Below are 18,133 nucleotides of genomic sequence, written 5' to 3'. Positions count from 1 at the left end.
TACAAAATATCTGTCTTTCAAACCATTGATAATGCCAACAATTGCTAATTGCTATAGAATTTACATTTTAGTTGTTAACATAATCCCTGAGGTAAAGCCTTACATGGAAAAGGCAAAATGCAAGATATAATAAAGTATATAGGGAAGTTAATCGGGATTTTGGGTAATTTCAAATAACTGGAATTATTTTTAACAATTAATTTTAAAATCCTATAGGAGGTATTACTAATTGCTAATCAATTTAAGAAATTAAAAAACTAATAAATTAAACTAATAAATTATCCCAGATAAGAGAGTGAAAGCCTTTTACCAGTACAAAGCAATTCTGTGAAGGTTGGAGCCGATAATGGAGGACTGAAGCAATAACCCTGAATTTCATCACACTTATGACCACACAGGAAGGCTAGTTGGCTAGTTGTCTCCACCCCTTCTGCCACCACCTTCAAGTTGAGACTGTGAGCCATTTGCAAAATCGCAGTAGTAATGGCTTCGTTTTTTGCATCCTCTGTAAGTTGGCAAACGAAAGAACGGTCAATTTTTAACACATCAAAGGGAAATAGTCTCAGATAGCTCAGAGAAGAGTAACCGGTTCCAAAATCATCAATCGAGATCTGAATACCAAAGGACTTTAACCGTTTTAAGGTAGCGATCGCATGCTTTGGATTGTCCATCAGGGTACTTTCGGTTAATTCTAATTGCAAATATCTTGGGTCAAGTTCCGTTTCTTCAAGAATTGCTACGATGGAGTCACTGAGATTGGGTTGATTAAACTGATGTCCCGATAAATTTACAGCGATTTGTACTGGGGACAAGCCTTGAGTTTGCCAGAGTTTGGCTTGGGTACAGGCTTTTCGGAGTACCCACTCTCCTACAGGCACAATCAAACCAGTTTTCTCGGCTAGGGGAATGAATTTAGTTGGAGAGATTGCTCCCAATTCTGGATGATACCAACGGATTAAGGCTTCTGCTCCCTCGATTTCTCCAGTTTTCAGATTTACTTTGGGCTGATAGTGAACTTGAAGTTCATCCTTTTGCAATGCTTGGCGCAATTGTAATTCTAGCCATAGGGCTTGTTGGGATTTGTCACCAATCGAGGCAATATAAAATTCGTAAGCCTTCTGTCCTTTTTGTCCAGCATTTTCTCTGGCTCGGTTGGCATGGGTGATCAGGGTATTTAGATCAAGGGCATCCCTACCAAAGCAGGCAATCCCGATTCTAGGGGTCAGGACAATCTCATATTCTCCTATAGTAAAGGGTAAGGATAAAGCATCGATCAGTGTTTCCGCCATCAGCCCTATCTCTATCTGGTTAATGGTAGTAGCTAGCAAGATCACAAATTGATCCATCCCTAACTGAGCCACCGTATCCAGAGGTCCAACCCTACCAAGAAGTCGTTTGGCCACTGCCTGAAGTAACAAATCACCATTAACAGGGCCTAAGATATTGTAGATCTGATTAAGTTGGTCAAAGCTTAAAGACAGCACTGGCAGACGACGATAACGTCCCTGTCGTTGTATCAGCAGTTGATTAAATCGCTCTTCTAGCAAAAGTCGGTTCGGTAAGTTAGTAACCTGGTCATAACGGAGTAGATAGTCCAGTTGAGCTTGCACTTTTTTCAGTTCAAGATGATGGCACTTGGTTTGATAAAGTCGTTTTTGTAGTCGAGTAGCGATCGCATCTAGCAATTCCTGGCGGTTAACAGGCTTGATCAGATAATCATCAGCCCCTAACCTCATGCCCATACGCCAATCTGACCAGTCAGCTTTGGAGCTGAGGAAAATAAAGGGAATCGCAGCAGTGATGGGATGTTGCTGTAGAGTCTTTAAAACACCATAACCATCTAGCTGAGGGATAATTATATCACAAATAATTAAATCTGGCTGCTGGTTTTGAGCAAGCTTGACTCCACTGCTACCGTTGTCACTACTAATCGTTTCGAACCCTTCTGCTCTGAGCAGGGTGAGGAGGTTATTCCGAATGATTGGCTCGTCTTCAATTACTAGAATCTTATTCATACTGGTTTGGACTTAAATCAGGTGTAGTGGACATAACATAAAAGGTGACCTTGAACAGGGCCCAAGCGAAGGAACAGCGTAAAGATAGAACGAGGTATTTCAAGACTGCAAGGGATCTCCCACAGTCGGAGCACAGTAAGAACACCAGGTTTCGTTGGTGTAGCTGCCTTTCGGTACGGGTGTCGGTTACTAACTCAGTAGTATTGGCAGTATGTTACCTAGACTTGGTATCAGTAATGAGGTAAGCAGATACTTCATGATTGTTTTCTGTTGGTAGTTATTTGGAGCTATTAACTGAGTATATTGGTATCTTAATTTACTAGAAAATTTTCTTTATTGAAATAAAAAAACATGCTTATCTTTGATAAGTAAGGGGTAATATAGGGGCGGATTTGTATAAGAATTAACAATTCTAATAATGTTCACAAAAACTTCACAGTATTTTTTAATAATAAAAAATACTTAATGAATAACTATCGCTAGCATGGCGTTTATTCGACCTTTAAAAAAAAAGTCAACCTTATCACTAGCTTGTGTCAATAAACATTTGCATACAATGCGTTAAAGCACGTGTAAGTATTTGAAAGTCTTTTAATTAAATTCGATTCTGATTAATTAGCGATTAATCAGCCGTCAAGATTTATGAGCTATCCATCCGGTAGTTTGATCGAAACTTATGGGATAATTGGACTATAATTCAGCAAAATTATGCTGAATTTGGTAGAGAAATACTATGATAATCATTCACATAGCACAGTTAAATTGATAGCTTTTCATGTAGAGGCTGATTAATAGGCATTAGCACTAAGCAGGGATCCACCCTGATTGCCCCGCAACCAAGCTCGAAGCGCGGTTAACCGTTAACCCTCAGTCAAGCCTCAACATCACCCTGTAACTTTTGCTGTGCCAATTAGATGGTTAACAAGTTACTAAGCTTACTAAGCGGGTTTATAAACGATTTGTAAACACCCAGAAGGCCAAAAGTTATTGTAGTGCTAGTCTATTGTCCGTCTGATCGTTCACAACCTATTTATTTTGGCTATATAATTATTGAACTTTAAGTAATTTTTATTCCAATAACTCATAGAGTTAATCATTATAATTTTCCTCACACCTAAACCAGGATATTAGTTATTAATTAATCTATTGTTACCGAAGTGGTGGATTAGCGCATCAACCGTATGACTAAATAAGTATGGGCATAATCACTTAATTTAGCTTAGATACGTTATAGTTAGTTTACTTACGCCCTTCGATATAGCTAACATCACCCACCTTGACCCTGAAGTCATACCTATAAGTCATACCTATCTGCTGCTGTAACCCCCTTTGATTAGCTAGTTATAGCAATGACTCCAGTACTATAACCTGCTATTAGAAAAAAAAAGCAACTAAAGGAAATATTTAGTACTTATGGCTGATAGTTTACGACCTATTACGTATTTTTACATATGCACTTCAGGATGACTACTCTAGAAAATCCGTTAAATCTCGAATGCCGAAAGCAGTTTAGGTGAGTTTTCCTAGATATTGAAGGCTAGCCTAGCTTACAAACAAGCTACTAGCTAACAACCAGGGTCAGTATCATCCTAGACCCAGGGACTATTTATATATCTTTGTGTTCTCAATTTAGGAAAAATTCTCCATGGCTCAACGAAAGTCAACGAAGCTTCGTCGTAGATACTTACGACCATTAGTCAGTGCTTCCCTCATTCTCGGTAGTTTGTTTCAGCTAGCAGTACCTGTATTTGCTGAGGGAACTGATGCTGGTGTACCGATTATTAACCAGTCGGAAGCTACCTATGAAGACCCCAACAATCCAGGGGTTACCATCGACGCGACCTCAAACACTGTAATCGTTGAGGTGGCTGAAGTTGCTGGTTTGCTGGTTCAACCTGATGGTGTTAATGACGTCAACCTAGGTAGTATTGCTACTGGTGATACCCTGCAATTTGACTTCGTGATTACCAACATTGGTAACGAAGACACCAATATTGCGATTCCTGGTCTTGATAACATCGCCATCACTGGTTTAGATACCGATCCTGCTGCTCCTACTCCTATTACAGTGACAGCTGACTTGGATGGGGATGGCACTTTCGAGACAACTATTCCAGCAGCTGGTTTTACTACAACCACTCCCATTCGTGCTGATCAGAGCATTAAGGTACGGGTTGAAGGTACGGTTATTGTAGATGAAGCAGGGGCTCCGATTAATGTCCAGTTAGGTGATACCGGACCTAACGACAATAGTCCTGCTACCGATAACCAGCCGGATGCTGATGATGGTTCCAATCCTAACGAGGTTACTACCGTAAATGTTGAAGGTGATCCTCCAGTCAATGGTGAGCGTGAAGGTGCTGCGTTCCAAGAGGTCTTACTCTCTACAGAGATTAAGGAACTAGCCACCATCACTGTTCTCAAGCGAATCGAAGGTCCGAATAATATTGATCTAGTTGATAACAATAACAGTCCTGAGAATGCTAGCGATGATAAAATTACTTATCGCTTAGACTTCCGGGTTGAATCCTCTAACCCAGCGATTAATTTCCAAGCTGCGGATCTCGAAGGAACTACCATTACCGTTGATGGTCAGACAGAAGAGAGGATATTGGTCTCTGATGTCATTCCCGAAAATACAGAATTTGACTCTGATGTAACGCCCACTGTGCCAGCTGGGCCAGAAGGCTGGACAGTGGTCTACTCTGATGATGACCCAGCGGTGACTGGTCGTGACGCCCTGAGCGTAGAGTGGTCTACTACTGCCCCAGCTGATGTTAAGCGCATTGGTTTCATTGCTAACGGTCCTATTACTTTAGGAACCTCCACTGAAGCTGATCCCAATGGCTTCAGCTTTGGTGTGATCACTAGTGGCTTACCCGTTGCTGGTGGTGAAGTCGCTAACATTGCTCAGGCATTTGGTGAAACTGTCGGTGACCCAACGGATGAAGTGGTCTACGATGAATCCGGTGACCAAAATCCCAACAACTACAATGATGATGGTACACCACCGGATGAGAGCGGTACCGACTTCAACCCAGCTACAGACCTTGGTATTGCCAATCCCAGTGCTGATGGTGTTGATGAAGACAATGACAACACAGGTGAAGGACCTAAGGGTGAAGACACTGTAGTTACCATTACTGCAGAGATTGATACTACCAGTCAAATCCTCAATGGTCCGGAGGATCGACCCAATGCTATTGGTCCAACCAATGACAATGATGACTTCACTAACCAGTCCACAACTATTCCAGCTGGATTAGCTCAGGGTCAGCCCATTCCAGATCCAGCTGAGGTTACCTTCAACAATACGGTTGAGAACCCCAATACTACTAATTTAGATAACGTCACCTTGTTGCCAATTGCGCCTTCAGTGGGTACTGCGGCGACTAATGACCCTCAAGTTAATCCTCAATTCACCACTCCAGTAGACTTTGGACCAAATACCCAGATTCCTAATGACACTGAGGTCACGATCAGGTACACCCCAGATACAGGTGATGTTCAGGAAGCAACCTACACCTACAACGAAGAGGGCGGTTTTACCCTCACTGGTGGTACAACAGTTAATGTTGGTACTCTCACACCAGGTCAGCAATTGGATTACGAGGTAATTGTTGACTTACCTGCTAATACAGCTCAAGTTGAGGGTTACCCGATTCCGATTGTTTCCTTTGTGGACAACAACCCGAACGGAGACTTTGATGTCACTGACGAAACTGTCTTCAACATTACTGTTGACCGGGTCTACACTGGCTACATGCAGATGGTGAAAGAAGCTCGGATTCTGGATACTGATGGTGTAACAGTGATTCAGGACTTCACCGGCGGAGATCCCACAGGTGATCAGGAAGGTACCCTCACAGAACGAGCTAAGCCTGGTCAGTTTATCGAGTACCGAATCACCTACACCAATATCTCTGAACCACTAGTGGGTGCTGGTAACGTAGTTTTGGATGCTAACAACTTCACCATTACTGAGGATGGGGACAAAGCTCCTAACAACTGGGTTACTGTCACCACTCACGAGCAGGGAACTGAACCATCTCAGGGTACTGTGGAGTACTTCAATAATACCTTATCCTTTGGAAATAGTGACCCAGCTAGCGGTGAAGAAGTGACTAGGTACGTCAATGAAGTTGGTACTGTTGCTCCTGGGGACAATGGATCCTTTGTCTTCCGTCGTAAGGTTGACTAATCCTTGATGCTCTGAAGTAGGAAGTATAGCGCTACGCGCAATGGCATTGGCAAGAGGCAAGAGGCAAAAGGCAAAACTTGCGTAGGGTGCGTTAGGGCGGGCTTGCCATCATGTTCAACACCGAGCGCCAGTGTGGGAACAGCCCGCCCCGTAACGCACCACCCAAGGGGGAGTCCTGATTTTCTGGGTTCCCACTGTGGAGATAGGCCGCCTGGGAATGGAACGGGCAAGATGCCCGTTCCACCAAGATGCCCGTTCCACCAAGATGCCTGTTCCACCAAGATGCCTGTTCCACCAAGATGCCCGTTTCACCCACTGGATCAAACAGCAAAAGTGAGATGGATCCAAGCTATCCGGCGAACAGCCTTCAAACTTCAGCCTTCAAACTTCAGCCTTCAAGCTTCAGTCTTCTATAAAATTGTTGTAATTATCAAGAGGTTTATTGCAAATGAAACGTTCATCAATTCTAGGTCTGGGTGCGATCGCATTAATTGTTGCTGTGCCTTTTGTAGGTAAGACTCCTGTATTAGCTGGTTTACAGGAAGCTGGGGAAGTGATTGTCCAAAACATCATGCGCCCCAAAGTGCAGTTGAAATTAGTGGCTAAGAAGAAGATAGTAGAAGTTGATACTGAAGGTAAAGAAAATATTACTTGGCAAGCCCTAGAGAACAAAGCCATTGTCAAACCAGGAGATACCCTTCGTTACACTGTCAAAGGTGAGAATTCTGGGGAAGTGGAGGCTGACAATCTGATGGTTACCCAACCTATTCCCCGCGCTACCATGTATATCCTTGATTCCGCTAGCAACAGCAATGGAGCAACGATAACTTACAGCATTGATAATGGAGAGACTTTTATAGAACAACCTACTATTGAAGTCACCCTTGAAGATGGCACGGTAGAAACTAAAGCTGCCCCTGCTTCAGCCTACACTCACGTTCGCTTTGAGTTTCCAGAAGCTCTCGATCCCAAAGCAATTTTAGAAGCATCTTATGATGTCACTGTTCGCTAGTACTTAACAAGTAACGATTAGTGCTTAGTCATTAGTAATTAGTCATTTGTAAATACCAATAAAATCTTCTTAATTACAAATGAATTATAAATTCAAACTCATAAATCAAGACTAATGACTAATCACTTAAGCTGATAATTAGGTTATTATAATAACCTAATTATAGGGAATTAAATAATTTTTTCAATAGCAAATATTACCTCACGGGGTGACAACAAAGCTCAAACCTATATAGGTTTTATGTTTTAGGTTTTAGGTTTTAGGTATTGGGTAAATTACAGCAATGAGTCATTTGTATTTCCCAGCAATTGAAGCAATTTTCACGCATACTTCGTCAATGATAGTTTTAATAATCCATCCCGCTTGACAATTTTACCTAACACCTAACCCCTAAAACCTAACCCCTGTAAGATTTTCAATTAGCTTGTAACCCCCTGAGAAATATTACTCATTTTTGACGTGGTAACAGTTTTTATTTTGCTAAATATAGCACTACGCATTAAGCTTAGGACATTCCTAAACTCTGAAACTTAGTCATAGCTTACTTCTGACTTCTGACTTCTAACTTCTGACTTGCGCGTAGCGCTATACAACTCCGCATTAATACTGATTATGCTTTAGTAAAAAATCAGCAGTTTACGCCTCGCTTTTGTAGCTATTTCGCTTCATAATAGATCTGAATACAGCATAAAACCTAAAGTATATAGCCTAATAAGTATAGCAAGGGAAGTATAGTTTAGGACATAGTCTTTTAGTTGAAAGGGAGCAGGGAGCAGGGAGCAGGGAGCAGAAGATGTCTTAAGCTTTACTTCGACTGCTATTTTTAAAAAAAACATAAATACTGCACAAAAAAAATCAGCGCAAATTGCGCTATTTTTTGCTTAAATTTGCGTTTTTTATATAAAAAAATCACCTACAATTTAAAATTTAATCAAAAAAAGCAATTTAACTTAACAAAACTATCCAGTGATTTACTATCAAAATGTGCAAATCAACCCCTTACTGGAAGAAGCGTTTCCCAAAGCTGCTAGCAACAGCTTTGATAGGAGGTGTCTTACCAACATCTCCACCAGTACTGTCGCAAACTCAGCCAGCAGAAATTTCAGCAACAACTGGTCAGACACCGCTACAGTGTACAGCTCCTGAAACAGTAGCAGCAACTGTGATCAATCAAGTCACTTATCGGTACCAAATGCCTCGTGGTCCAAGGGGAAGATTCTCTCGACCTAGTGAGTTGTTCATTAGTGGTACTTCTAGAAAAGTCAAGAGTGAAACCTCTAAACAAGGAACTCTCAATCTGGTATCTCAGGGAATTCAAGATGGGGAAGGCCAGTTGGTGTTTGGCTTAGGTGCTATGACTGATGCCCTGGAGGATGAACTAGTAACTTTGGGCTTTACTTCAGAAGAAGCCAGCAATGCCAGTATCCAAGCGGTAATGAGTTTTGCTAATTCATCCACTGACACTACCGCTGATCAAGTCATCACTGCTGCCAAAACTGCTATTGAGGAAGCGATACCGAATAAAGCTGCACTCTTAAATGGGGAGAATAGTCAGACCGATCAAGTAATAGCTCTAGTTTTTACTGGACTAGCTCAACAGGGCTTAGAATCGATTGGTATTGCTGAAGCCGATGCCGCAACTGCCCAAAATACAGCAGCTGGTTTAATTCCAACTGACTTGAGTACCACTACTTTTACAGAGATTCGCACCAAAGCATTTGATGAAGCCCTCAATGCTATCCCTGAACAACAACAACTCTTGATCCAAGCTAAGGACTCTCTTGAGCAAGACCTACAAAACATTCAGTCTGGTCAAGGGTCGCGGGTGCAATCGGGAGATATTGTGAGTTTCCGTTATGCCTTGCTTAACACTGGGGACGCAGCAATTGAGGTAGAAACTCCTCAAGCTAACGTGATTACTCAAAGTGGCTTAGTCGGTTCAGCCTCCATTGGCAATGTTACTGTTGAGGGTTTGGAGGAAACCCCGGAAACCCTGACAATCGAGCCTGGGCAGGAGGTGGTGCTGAATGTGCAAGTGGCAGTTAATGCTGCTGTTGAAGACAACGATGAGCAAACTATAGCGCTAGGTTTTAGCAGTAATTGTGGTCAAGACAATACCTCCTTACAAACCGCACAACAGACCATAGCTACTATAGCTCCTACACCAGACCCCAGTTTGGAACTGATTGACCCGTTTGGGGAAATCCGGGGTTGTGACAATGAACTGTTGGATGACTATACCGGATTTAGCGTTGGCTTATTTGATCCAAACCCCAATGACCCTACAGGATTCTTGAATGCTGTAGAACTGACCACCACTGAAGTTCCCGATGACCCCAATAACAACATTCCTGAAGGGATTCAACCTAACACTACCAATGCCAATCCCTATTTCGTTAGCAATGAAGACAATGAAAACCGAGGTAGATATAGCTTTCTGTTTGATCGAGACCGAGGTCAGTTAGACCAAGGTCGAAGCTACATTTTGGTGGTTAATCCACCCGCTAATAGCAATTTCCTGCAACGACGGATTCGGCTGACGATCACTAATGTTGATCAAGCGCAAAGTATAGTTTCCTATACTGCTACGTCTGTAGATGGTCTACCGATTAGTACCGATGCCAATCCCACAGAAGTACAGGGTGAATTCCTGATTCGGAATGCGGAACGGGAAGGTCTGGTTTTGGGATTGTTGAATGTAGATACGGGTATTTGTGACCTTGAATCAATTCGGATTACCAAGAGCGCAGGGCGAGCTACGGCTGAACCAGGAGATACTATCATCTACCGCCTCTCTGTGCGCAATCTAGCCAGTAGTGCTGTGGTTGACATTGTAGTGACTGATGACTTACCCCTAGGATTCAAATTCCTTGAAGATTCTGTCCGGGGCGAGTTACAGCAAGAATCAGTGGAGATTGAAACCACACAAGATGGGGCAAGAATTACTTTCAGGGCAGCAGAGCCAATTCCAGAAGGTGGAGTATTGAACATTGCTTATGGGGTGCAAGTCACTCCAGATGGCATTCGGGGTGACGGGGAGAACTCAGCTATTGTTGCTGCGGAACGGGATGACAACGGTTGGGATATCAAAGATGGTCCAGCGGTTCATCGAGTACGAATTGATCCTGGCATTATTTCGGACTGCGGCACCTTACTAGGTCGAGTATTTGTAGACAAAAACTTTGATGGTCATCAGCAACCAGGAGAACCGGGAGTTCCTAATGCGGTGATCTTTATGGAAAACGGTAACCGAATTACTACTGATGCCAATGGTCTGTTCTCGGTTAAGAACGTTCTACCGGGATACCACACTGGAGCTTTAGACCTGACTAGCCTTCCAGGTTACACCCTAGCTCCCAATACCCATTTCAATGAAGGCAACAGTCAATCCCGACTCGTGCGTTTAGAGCCTGGTGGTATGGCACGCATGAACTTTGCAGTCACCCCGACCTTCAACGAAGAGGATCAGCAATGAAATTAATTAATAATTATAACATATCTTGTAAACTACAGCTAATGGGAGCGATCGCTGGTAGCGTCACCATGGTGCTGTATCCTGCGATCGCTGAAGCTGAATCAACCCAAGCAGCAGAGGAAAATTTACCAGTCATTGACCTGAAGCCAAGTCAACTACCTAGCCTTGATCTCAAACAAGAACCTATCCTCAGCTTCAATCCCGGTCTGGTTCCCTCCCTAAACCAAAATGAGCTATCAACAACAATTGCTCTGAGACAGTCTTCCAGTTTTAACATCAACGATGGACAATTTCCTAGCTTTGATCTGAGCTCAGATCAAGTCCCTAGGCTCAACTGGAAACGAGAACCTATCGTTAGTTTCAACTCCACTCTGACTCCTTCACCAATCCCACAGACAGAGCCATCCTCACATATCGCCCTCGCACCTGTAGTGGATTTAAGTAAAGGTCGGCTACCTAGTTTTGACCTACTGCCTGGTCAACTACCTCAGCTAAATTCACCAAAAGCTCTACTTGCTAATCTAGACCTGAAACAACAGCAAAGGGTTAGTCTCAATCGCGTTAATACTGAAGCTAGACAAACTATACCGATACCAGCAAGTCAGTCATATCAAGAGATTGCGTATGCACCTGGTATCGATATCCAACTCGAACAATTACCGAACTTTGCTGTTAATGGTGAATTCCCTAACTTAAATTTAAGTAATGCTAAATTAGACAACCTTCAACTGCGCTCCCAGCAAAGGGTTAGTCTCAATCCCAGTATCAATACTGAAGCTAGACAAACTATACCGATACCAGCAAGTCAGTCAAATCAAGAGATTGCGATTGGCCTATGGCCACGCTACGGGATTGACCTACGGTCACGCTACGGGATTGACCTACGGTCACGCTACGCGATCGCAGCTAGTATCGACTTCCAACGGGGAAAATTACCTGAGTTTGAGGTTAATGGTCAATTACCTCAGATAGATTTAACTAACAATAAGTTAGACAACCTTCAACTGCGCTCCCAGCAAAGGGTTAGTCTCAATCCCAGTATCAATACTGAAGCTAGACAAACTATACCGATCCCAGAAACTCAGTCACCTCAAGAGATGGCAATCGCAGCGAGTATCGACTTCCAGCAGGGAAAATTACCTGAGTTTGAGGTTAATCGTGAATTACCTCAGATAGATTTAACTAACGATAAGTTAGACAATCTTCAACTGCGATTGACCTACGGTCACGCTACGCGATCGCAGCAAAGAGTTAGTCTCAATCAACGGATTAATCCTGAAGCTAGAAAAACTATACCGATACCAGAAACTCAGTCACCTCAAGACATTGCTTATGCACCTGGTATCGATATCGAAGTCGGAGACTTACCCAACTTTGAAGTTAATGGTGAATTCCCTAACTTAGATTTAACTAACGATAAGTTAGACAATCTTGAGCTGCTTACCCAGCAAAGAGTTAGTCTCAATCAACGGATTAATCCTGAAGCTAGAAAAACTATACCGATACCAGAAACTCAGTCACCTCAAGACATTGCTTATGCACCTGGTATCGATATCGAAGTCGGAGACTTACCCAACTTTGAAGTTAATGGTGAATTCCCTAACTTAGATTTAACTAACGATAAGTTAGACAATCTTGAGCTGCTTACCCAGCAAAGAGTTAGTCTCAATCAACGGATTAATCCTGAAGCTAGAAAAACTATACCGATACCAGAAACTCAGTCACCTCAAGACATTGCTTATGCACCTGGTATCGATATCGAAGTCGGAGACTTACCCAACTTTGAAGTTAATGGTGAATTACCTAAGATAGATTTAACTAACGATAAATTAGACAACCTTGAGCTGCGTACGCCCCAAAGAGTTAGTTTTAATAGTATCAATAATGAAACTAGAGAAACTCTACCGATACCAGAAACTCAGTTAGATCAAGACATTGCTTACGCACCTGATCTCGATATCCAAGTTGGAGACTTACCCAACTTTGAGCTCAATGGTAATCAATTACCTAAGATAGATTTAAGTAACGATAAATTAGATAACCTGGAGCTGCGTACGCCCCAAAGGGTTAGTTTTAATAGTATCAATAATGAAGCTAGAGAAACTCTACCGATTCCAGAAACTCAGTTAGACCAAGACATTGCTTACGCACCTGGTATTGATATCCAAGTTGGAGACTTACCTGAGTTTGCGGTTAATAGTGAATTACCTAAGATAGATTTAACTAACGATAAGTTAGACAACCTGGAGCTGCCTACGCCCCAAAGGGTTAGTTTTAATAGTATTAATCGAGAAGCTAAACAAACTCTACCGATACCAGAAACTCAGTTAGACCAAGACATTGCTTACGCACCTGATCTCGATATCCAAGTTGGAGACTTACCCAACTTTGAGGTTAATCGTGAGCAATTACCTAAGATAGATTTAAGTAACGATAAATTAGATAACCTGGAGCTGCGTACGCCCCAAAGGGTTAGTTTTAATAGTATCAATAATGAAGCTAAAGAAACTATACCGATTCCAGAAACTCAGTTAGACCAAGACATTGCTTACGCACCTGATCTCGATATCCAAGTTGGAGACTTACCTGAGTTTGCGGTTAATCGTGAATTACCTAAGATAGATTTAACTAACGATAAGTTAGACAACCTTGAGCTGCCTACGCCCGAAAGGGTTAGTTTTAATAGTATTAATCGAGAAGCTAGAGAAACTCTACCGATCCCAGAAACTCAGTTAGACCAAGACATTGCTTACGCACCTGATATTGATATCCAAGTTGGAGACTTACCTAACTTTGAGGTTAATGGTAATCAATTACCTAAGATAGATTTAACTAACGATAAGTTAGACAACCTTGAGCTGCCTACGCCCGAAAGGGTTAGTTTTAATAGTATTAATCGAGAAGCTAGACAAACTCTACCGATACCAGAAACTCAGTTAGATCAAGACATTGCTTACGCACCTGGTATTGATATCCAAGTTGGAGACTTACCTAACTTTGAGGTTAATGGTAATCAATTACCTAAGATAGATTTAACTAACGATAAGTTAGACAACCTTGAGCTGCCTACGCCCCAAAGGGTTAGTTTTAATAGTATCAATAATGAAGCTAAAGAAACTCTACCGATACCAGAAACTCAGTTAGAGCAAGACATTGCTTACGCACCTGATCTCGATATCCAAGTGGGAGACTTACCCAACTTTGAGGTTAATGGTGAATTACTTAACTTAGATTTAACTAACGATAAGTTAGACAACCTTGAGCTGCGTACGCCCCAAAAGGTTAGTTTTAATAGTATTAATCGAGAAGCTAGAGAAACTCTACCGATACCAGAAACTCAGTTAGAGCAAGACATTGCTTACGCACCTGATATTGATATCCAAGTGGGAGACTTACCCAACTTTGAGGTTAATGGTGAATTCCCTAACTTAGATTTAAGTAACGATAAGTTAGATAACTTTCAACTGCAATCGCAGCAAACCGTTAGTCTCAATCCTACTGTTAATCCTGAACCAATCCAGCAGATAGAAGCATCACCACCAGTAATTGAACCAGTAATTGAACCGAGTCAGGAGCAACTAATTAGCTTTAACCTAAGACAGGAGCAATTAGCAAGCTTTGACCTAACAGACAAACAACTTCTAAGTCTGGATTTGACACAGCAGTCATCACTCAACCTTGACCTAAAACCAGTTGAACTCCCAACAATTGCTTTTGCAGAATTGGGAGAAGAGTACCAAAACACTCTCGAAATCGCTAACTACTGGATACGGCAAAGAAGACGCAACCGCCGACAAAGACACCAACAACGCAGAAGAGAATCGACTCCATCTTCTACCTCTAAACCCAAATCATCCTATTTAAAAGTACTTGCCCCTACTTCAGAGAAGGTATTAGATATTCCAGCAACTAGCATTATTTTACAATATGGTTTAGGAGCTGAGGTGGAACTTCGGGTCAATGGTAAACTCATAGATCCCTCTTTCATTGGACGCACAGAAACAGATACACTAACTAATCTTGTAACTCGGACTTGGTATGGTATTGTCCTTAAGGAAGGGGAGAATACGATCACTGCCACTATCGCTGGGTCAGATAACGTAATTTCTATACCGGTACAAGTAAGAGGAACACCCGATAAACTGGTTGTGGAAACGCGCGAGGCTCGTATCCCAGCCGATGGACGTTCTCTAGCAACGGTTCAGGGTCGGTTATTGGATAAATTCGGTAATGTCTCTCACCGCGATACCATTGTTACCTTATACACCAGTGACGGTGAGTTCGTTGGTGTAGACCAAAACCCAGACCAACCGGGATTTCAGGTAGAAGCTCGAAAGGGGCAATTTACGACTGAACTGCGCTCAGGCTTAGACGCTAAAACCATTCGGATTAGCGCTGCTACTAATGATTTAGAAGCCTTTACCCAAATGCAGTTTGAAACTGCACTGCGCCCGAGTTTAATAACCGGCGTGATCGATATGCGTTTGGGAACTGAAGGGACAGACTTTTTCAGGAGCTTTCGGGACTTTTTACCAGAGGATGAAGATGATGACACTAAATTTGACATCCGATCCGCTGCTTTCTTCACTGGAAGCCTTGGCAATTGGTTAATCACTGGGTCATTTAATACTGACCATGCTTTGAACAAAGGCTGTGATTGTAATGATAGTAATCGGTTATTTCGTGAGTACCAATCCTCTGAACAAGACTATCCCGTTTACGGTGATAGTTCGACGGTGGATGTAACTACTCCTTCTATAGATAATCTCTATCTGAGGCTAGAACGCTCTGGGACAAAAGTAGGAATAGAAGCAGACTATTTGATGTGGGGGGATTACAACACTGAGGAGTTTTCTAGACGCTCTCAATTATTTACTTCGACGAGACGCAAACTCCACGGCTTCAAGACTAACTACAACTTTGGTAAGTTTCAAATTACTGGATTGTTCGCCAATAACGTAGAAGGGTTCCAGCGGGATACGATTGTCCCTGATGGTACTAGTGGTTTTTACTTTCTTTCTCGGCGACTATTGGTTGCTGGTTCAGAAGAGGTTTACATCGAGTTAGAAGAACTACAGCGACCTGGTACTGTAATTAGACGAGAACGTCTCAGTCGGGTCAGTGACTATGAAATTGACTATGACCGTGGCACCTTATTGTTCAACCAACCAATGTTACGTACTGACTTGGATCAAGAAGGACGAGTCTTAGTGCGGCGGATTGTTGTTACTTATCAGTTTGATGGGGATAGCGAAGATACTAATATTTACGCAGGTCGGTTTCAATACAACTTCTCTCGGGAACTTAATCAAGAGAGTTGGCTCGGCGCTAGCTATCTACGGGAAAATCAGGGAGCTAGGGACTTTGAGCTTTATGGTGTGGATGGTTTGTTTTCCTTTGGGGAGAATGTTCAATTAATCACAGAATACGCTCATTCTACCAATGATTCTGACGAATTAGGCTTAGTAAGCGGTTCAGCCTACCGCGTCCAACTAGACGGAAAATTTGGTGATGCTTTCTCCGGTAAGGCTTATTTGCGCTCCACTGAAACTGGCTTTGCCAATAACGCTACCGTTAGCTTTGTTCCTGGTCAAACCCGTTATGGTGCTCAGTTTCAGGCCAAAGTGACTGATACGACTAATTTTCGGGTACAGGTAGACCGGGAAACTAACCGAGGTATAGCCCCCCGAGTTGTTACTAGCTTTGGTGATTTATTCGACCCCCGTACCGAACCCCAGGCTGGTAATCGGGTGGATAATTCTCTAACTACTGTAATTGCGGGGATTAAGCAACGTATTGGTCCGGGTAGCCTCCAACTCGACTGGGTGTTTCGCGATCGCGAAGACCGTAAAGATGACTCTAGAAGTCGTACATCCAATCAGTTGCGATCGCGTTTTAAAATGCCCTTAACTGATAACCTTACCTTCCAGGCTCTCAATGAACTAACTCTATCCAGCGAAACCGATTCAGTGTATTCAGACCGCACTGCGATCGGATTAGACTGGCGAGTGTATCGAGGAATTACCATCAATCTCGGACAACAATGGTTTACCCGAGGGCAATTTGAGGGGCAAGAAATTACCCATCTTGGTATCAGTGGCGATTACAATCTTGGCTCTGATACCACTATCTCTGGACGTTACTCTATTGTCGGGGGATTAGATCAGATGACCGGTCAGGGCGCTATCGGCTTGAAGCAGGGCTGGACGATTTTCCCTGGTATGCGACTAAACCTTGCTTATGAGCGGGTATTAGGTAACTTCCTTGGAGAAAACGCTGCTGCTGATCAGTTCAGTCAACCCTACGCTTTTGGTCAAGGAGCCTCTGCCCTTGGATTTGAGAGTGGCGAAAGCTACAGTATCGGTTTTGAATACACTGACAGTCCTGATTTCAAAGCTAGTTTCAAATGGGAGCATCGTTCTTCTAATCGTGGCAACAACACTGTCATCACTGGAGCAGCCTCTGGGAAATTGTCTCCTGCTATAACTGCTTTATTTAGTTATCGACAGGCGAATGGTGCTAATCAACGACTTAGGAGCCGATTAGGAAACTCGATCAATCTCAGGCTAGGTGTTGCTTACCGCAATCCCGAGAGCGATAACTTTAACGCTTTGATGCGCTATGAGTTTCGCCAGAATCCCGCTACTATACCCGACACGATTTTATTAGGCAGTGGTAGTGGTTATAACGAACATCTATTTTCCGGCGAAATGATATATGCTCCGAACTGGCGATGGGAATTTTACGGTAAATATGCTTTGCGTTATAGTAGATCCTATTTATCCAATGATTTAATCGGAGATAGCACCATTCATCTCGGTCAACTCCGAGCATCCTATCGTCTAGGCTACAACTGGGATATAGTCGGTGAAGCTCGCTTGATCTCTCAACCTTCAGCGGATTACTTTGAAAATGGCTTCCTGATTGAAACTGGCTACTACCTGACTCCCAGTCTGCGCCTTGCTGCTGGATACTCTCTTGGTAATATTGACGACTACGACTTCCGTGGCTCTCGTTCCGCCAGTGGTCCGTATTTAGGACTTACTGTCAAACTTGATGGTCTGATTGGTAATCTATTTGGTGGCTTTGGCAATCAAAAGGTAGCACCACCCCAGCAGCAGGAATCTCAAACTGAATCGATTGTTGAAGATAACCAAAAGCAAGACAATCCCAAGAAAACTAACCAACCTGTGGTTGAAGAAGGGCTAGAGGACAACAGCAAACCCCTTTCTAACGACAAATCAGAAGACGACAACACACAAGCAATAATACTAGAAAAAAAATAGTATTTTCGGGTACTTGACAATTGGTAATTTGAGTATAATTACCGATTAATCATGACATTTTTATTATTAATTACCAGAAATATATAGTTTATCATTAACTATATATAGTGTCAGATAATAAACCAGTAAAAAATTACTATTTAT

At 42.6% G+C, this 18,133-nt stretch carries 7 protein-coding genes; 4 read left to right on the top strand and 3 right to left on the bottom strand.

Annotation, left to right across the window (positions count from 1 at the left end; genetic code table 11):
* Positions 1-278: 278 nt before the first annotated feature.
* Positions 279-2,015, bottom strand: a complete 1,737-nt coding sequence (locus BJP34_RS28235; protein ID WP_070395209.1) for an EAL domain-containing response regulator — start codon at positions 2,013-2,015, stop codon at positions 279-281.
* A 1,645-nt stretch (positions 2,016-3,660) separates the two neighbouring features.
* On the opposite strand from BJP34_RS28235, the gene BJP34_RS28230 reads away from it, so the two are divergent.
* Positions 3,661-6,216 (top strand): hypothetical protein, encoded by a 2,556-nt coding sequence (locus BJP34_RS28230; RefSeq protein ID WP_070395208.1) that lies wholly within the window; start codon positions 3,661-3,663, stop codon positions 6,214-6,216.
* Positions 6,217-6,307: 91 nt separating this feature from the next.
* Here BJP34_RS28230 and BJP34_RS28225 read toward each other — a convergent pair whose 3' ends face one another.
* Positions 6,308-6,547, bottom strand: coding sequence for a hypothetical protein (locus BJP34_RS28225; protein ID WP_149031229.1), 240 nt, complete (start codon positions 6,545-6,547; stop codon positions 6,308-6,310).
* A gap of 117 nt (positions 6,548-6,664) precedes the next feature.
* Between BJP34_RS28225 and BJP34_RS28220 the strand changes: the two genes are divergently transcribed.
* The gene (locus BJP34_RS28220) at positions 6,665-7,228 is read left to right on the top strand and encodes a DUF11 domain-containing protein (protein WP_070395206.1); all 564 of its coding nucleotides are present in this window, start codon (positions 6,665-6,667) and stop codon (positions 7,226-7,228) included.
* A 665-nt stretch (positions 7,229-7,893) separates the two neighbouring features.
* Here the strand turns inward: BJP34_RS28220 and BJP34_RS44710 are convergent.
* Positions 7,894-8,064 carry a hypothetical protein gene (locus BJP34_RS44710; protein WP_158517520.1) on the bottom strand — a complete coding sequence of 57 codons (171 nt, stop codon included), beginning with the start codon at positions 8,062-8,064 and terminating at the stop codon, positions 7,894-7,896.
* 146 nt (positions 8,065-8,210) lie between these two features.
* Between BJP34_RS44710 and BJP34_RS28215 the strand changes: the two genes are divergently transcribed.
* Positions 8,211-10,703 carry a DUF11 domain-containing protein gene (locus BJP34_RS28215; RefSeq protein ID WP_229424064.1) on the top strand — a complete coding sequence of 831 codons (2,493 nt, stop codon included), beginning with the start codon at positions 8,211-8,213 and terminating at the stop codon, positions 10,701-10,703.
* The gene (locus BJP34_RS28210) at positions 10,700-17,989 is read left to right on the top strand and encodes a hypothetical protein (RefSeq protein ID WP_070395205.1); all 7,290 of its coding nucleotides are present in this window, start codon (positions 10,700-10,702) and stop codon (positions 17,987-17,989) included. The genes BJP34_RS28215 and BJP34_RS28210 overlap by 4 nt, the downstream gene beginning before the upstream one ends.
* Positions 17,990-18,133: the final 144 nt, after the last annotated feature.

The sequence above is a fragment of the Moorena producens PAL-8-15-08-1 genome (genome assembly GCF_001767235.1).
Lineage (GTDB): Bacteria > Cyanobacteriota > Cyanobacteriia > Cyanobacteriales > Coleofasciculaceae > Moorena > Moorena producens_A.
Note: the sequence above shows the minus strand (reverse complement) of the source record. Positions and strands in the feature narration are given on the sequence as shown.

Bases quoted from the DNA above. Each gene is read 5' to 3' on its own strand.
- BJP34_RS28235 (WP_070395209.1), bottom strand. From the start codon at position 2,015: ATGAATAAGATTCTAGTAATTGAAGACGAGCCAATCATTCGGAATAAC.
- BJP34_RS28230 (WP_070395208.1), top strand. From the start codon at position 3,661: ATGGCTCAACGAAAGTCAACGAAGCTTCGTCGTAGATACTTACGACCA.
- BJP34_RS28220 (WP_070395206.1), top strand. From the start codon at position 6,665: ATGAAACGTTCATCAATTCTAGGTCTGGGTGCGATCGCATTAATTGTT.
- BJP34_RS44710 (WP_158517520.1), bottom strand. From the start codon at position 8,064: ATGTTTTTTTTAAAAATAGCAGTCGAAGTAAAGCTTAAGACATCTTCT.
- BJP34_RS28215 (WP_229424064.1), top strand. From the start codon at position 8,211: ATGTGCAAATCAACCCCTTACTGGAAGAAGCGTTTCCCAAAGCTGCTA.
- BJP34_RS28210 (WP_070395205.1), top strand. From the start codon at position 10,700: ATGAAATTAATTAATAATTATAACATATCTTGTAAACTACAGCTAATG.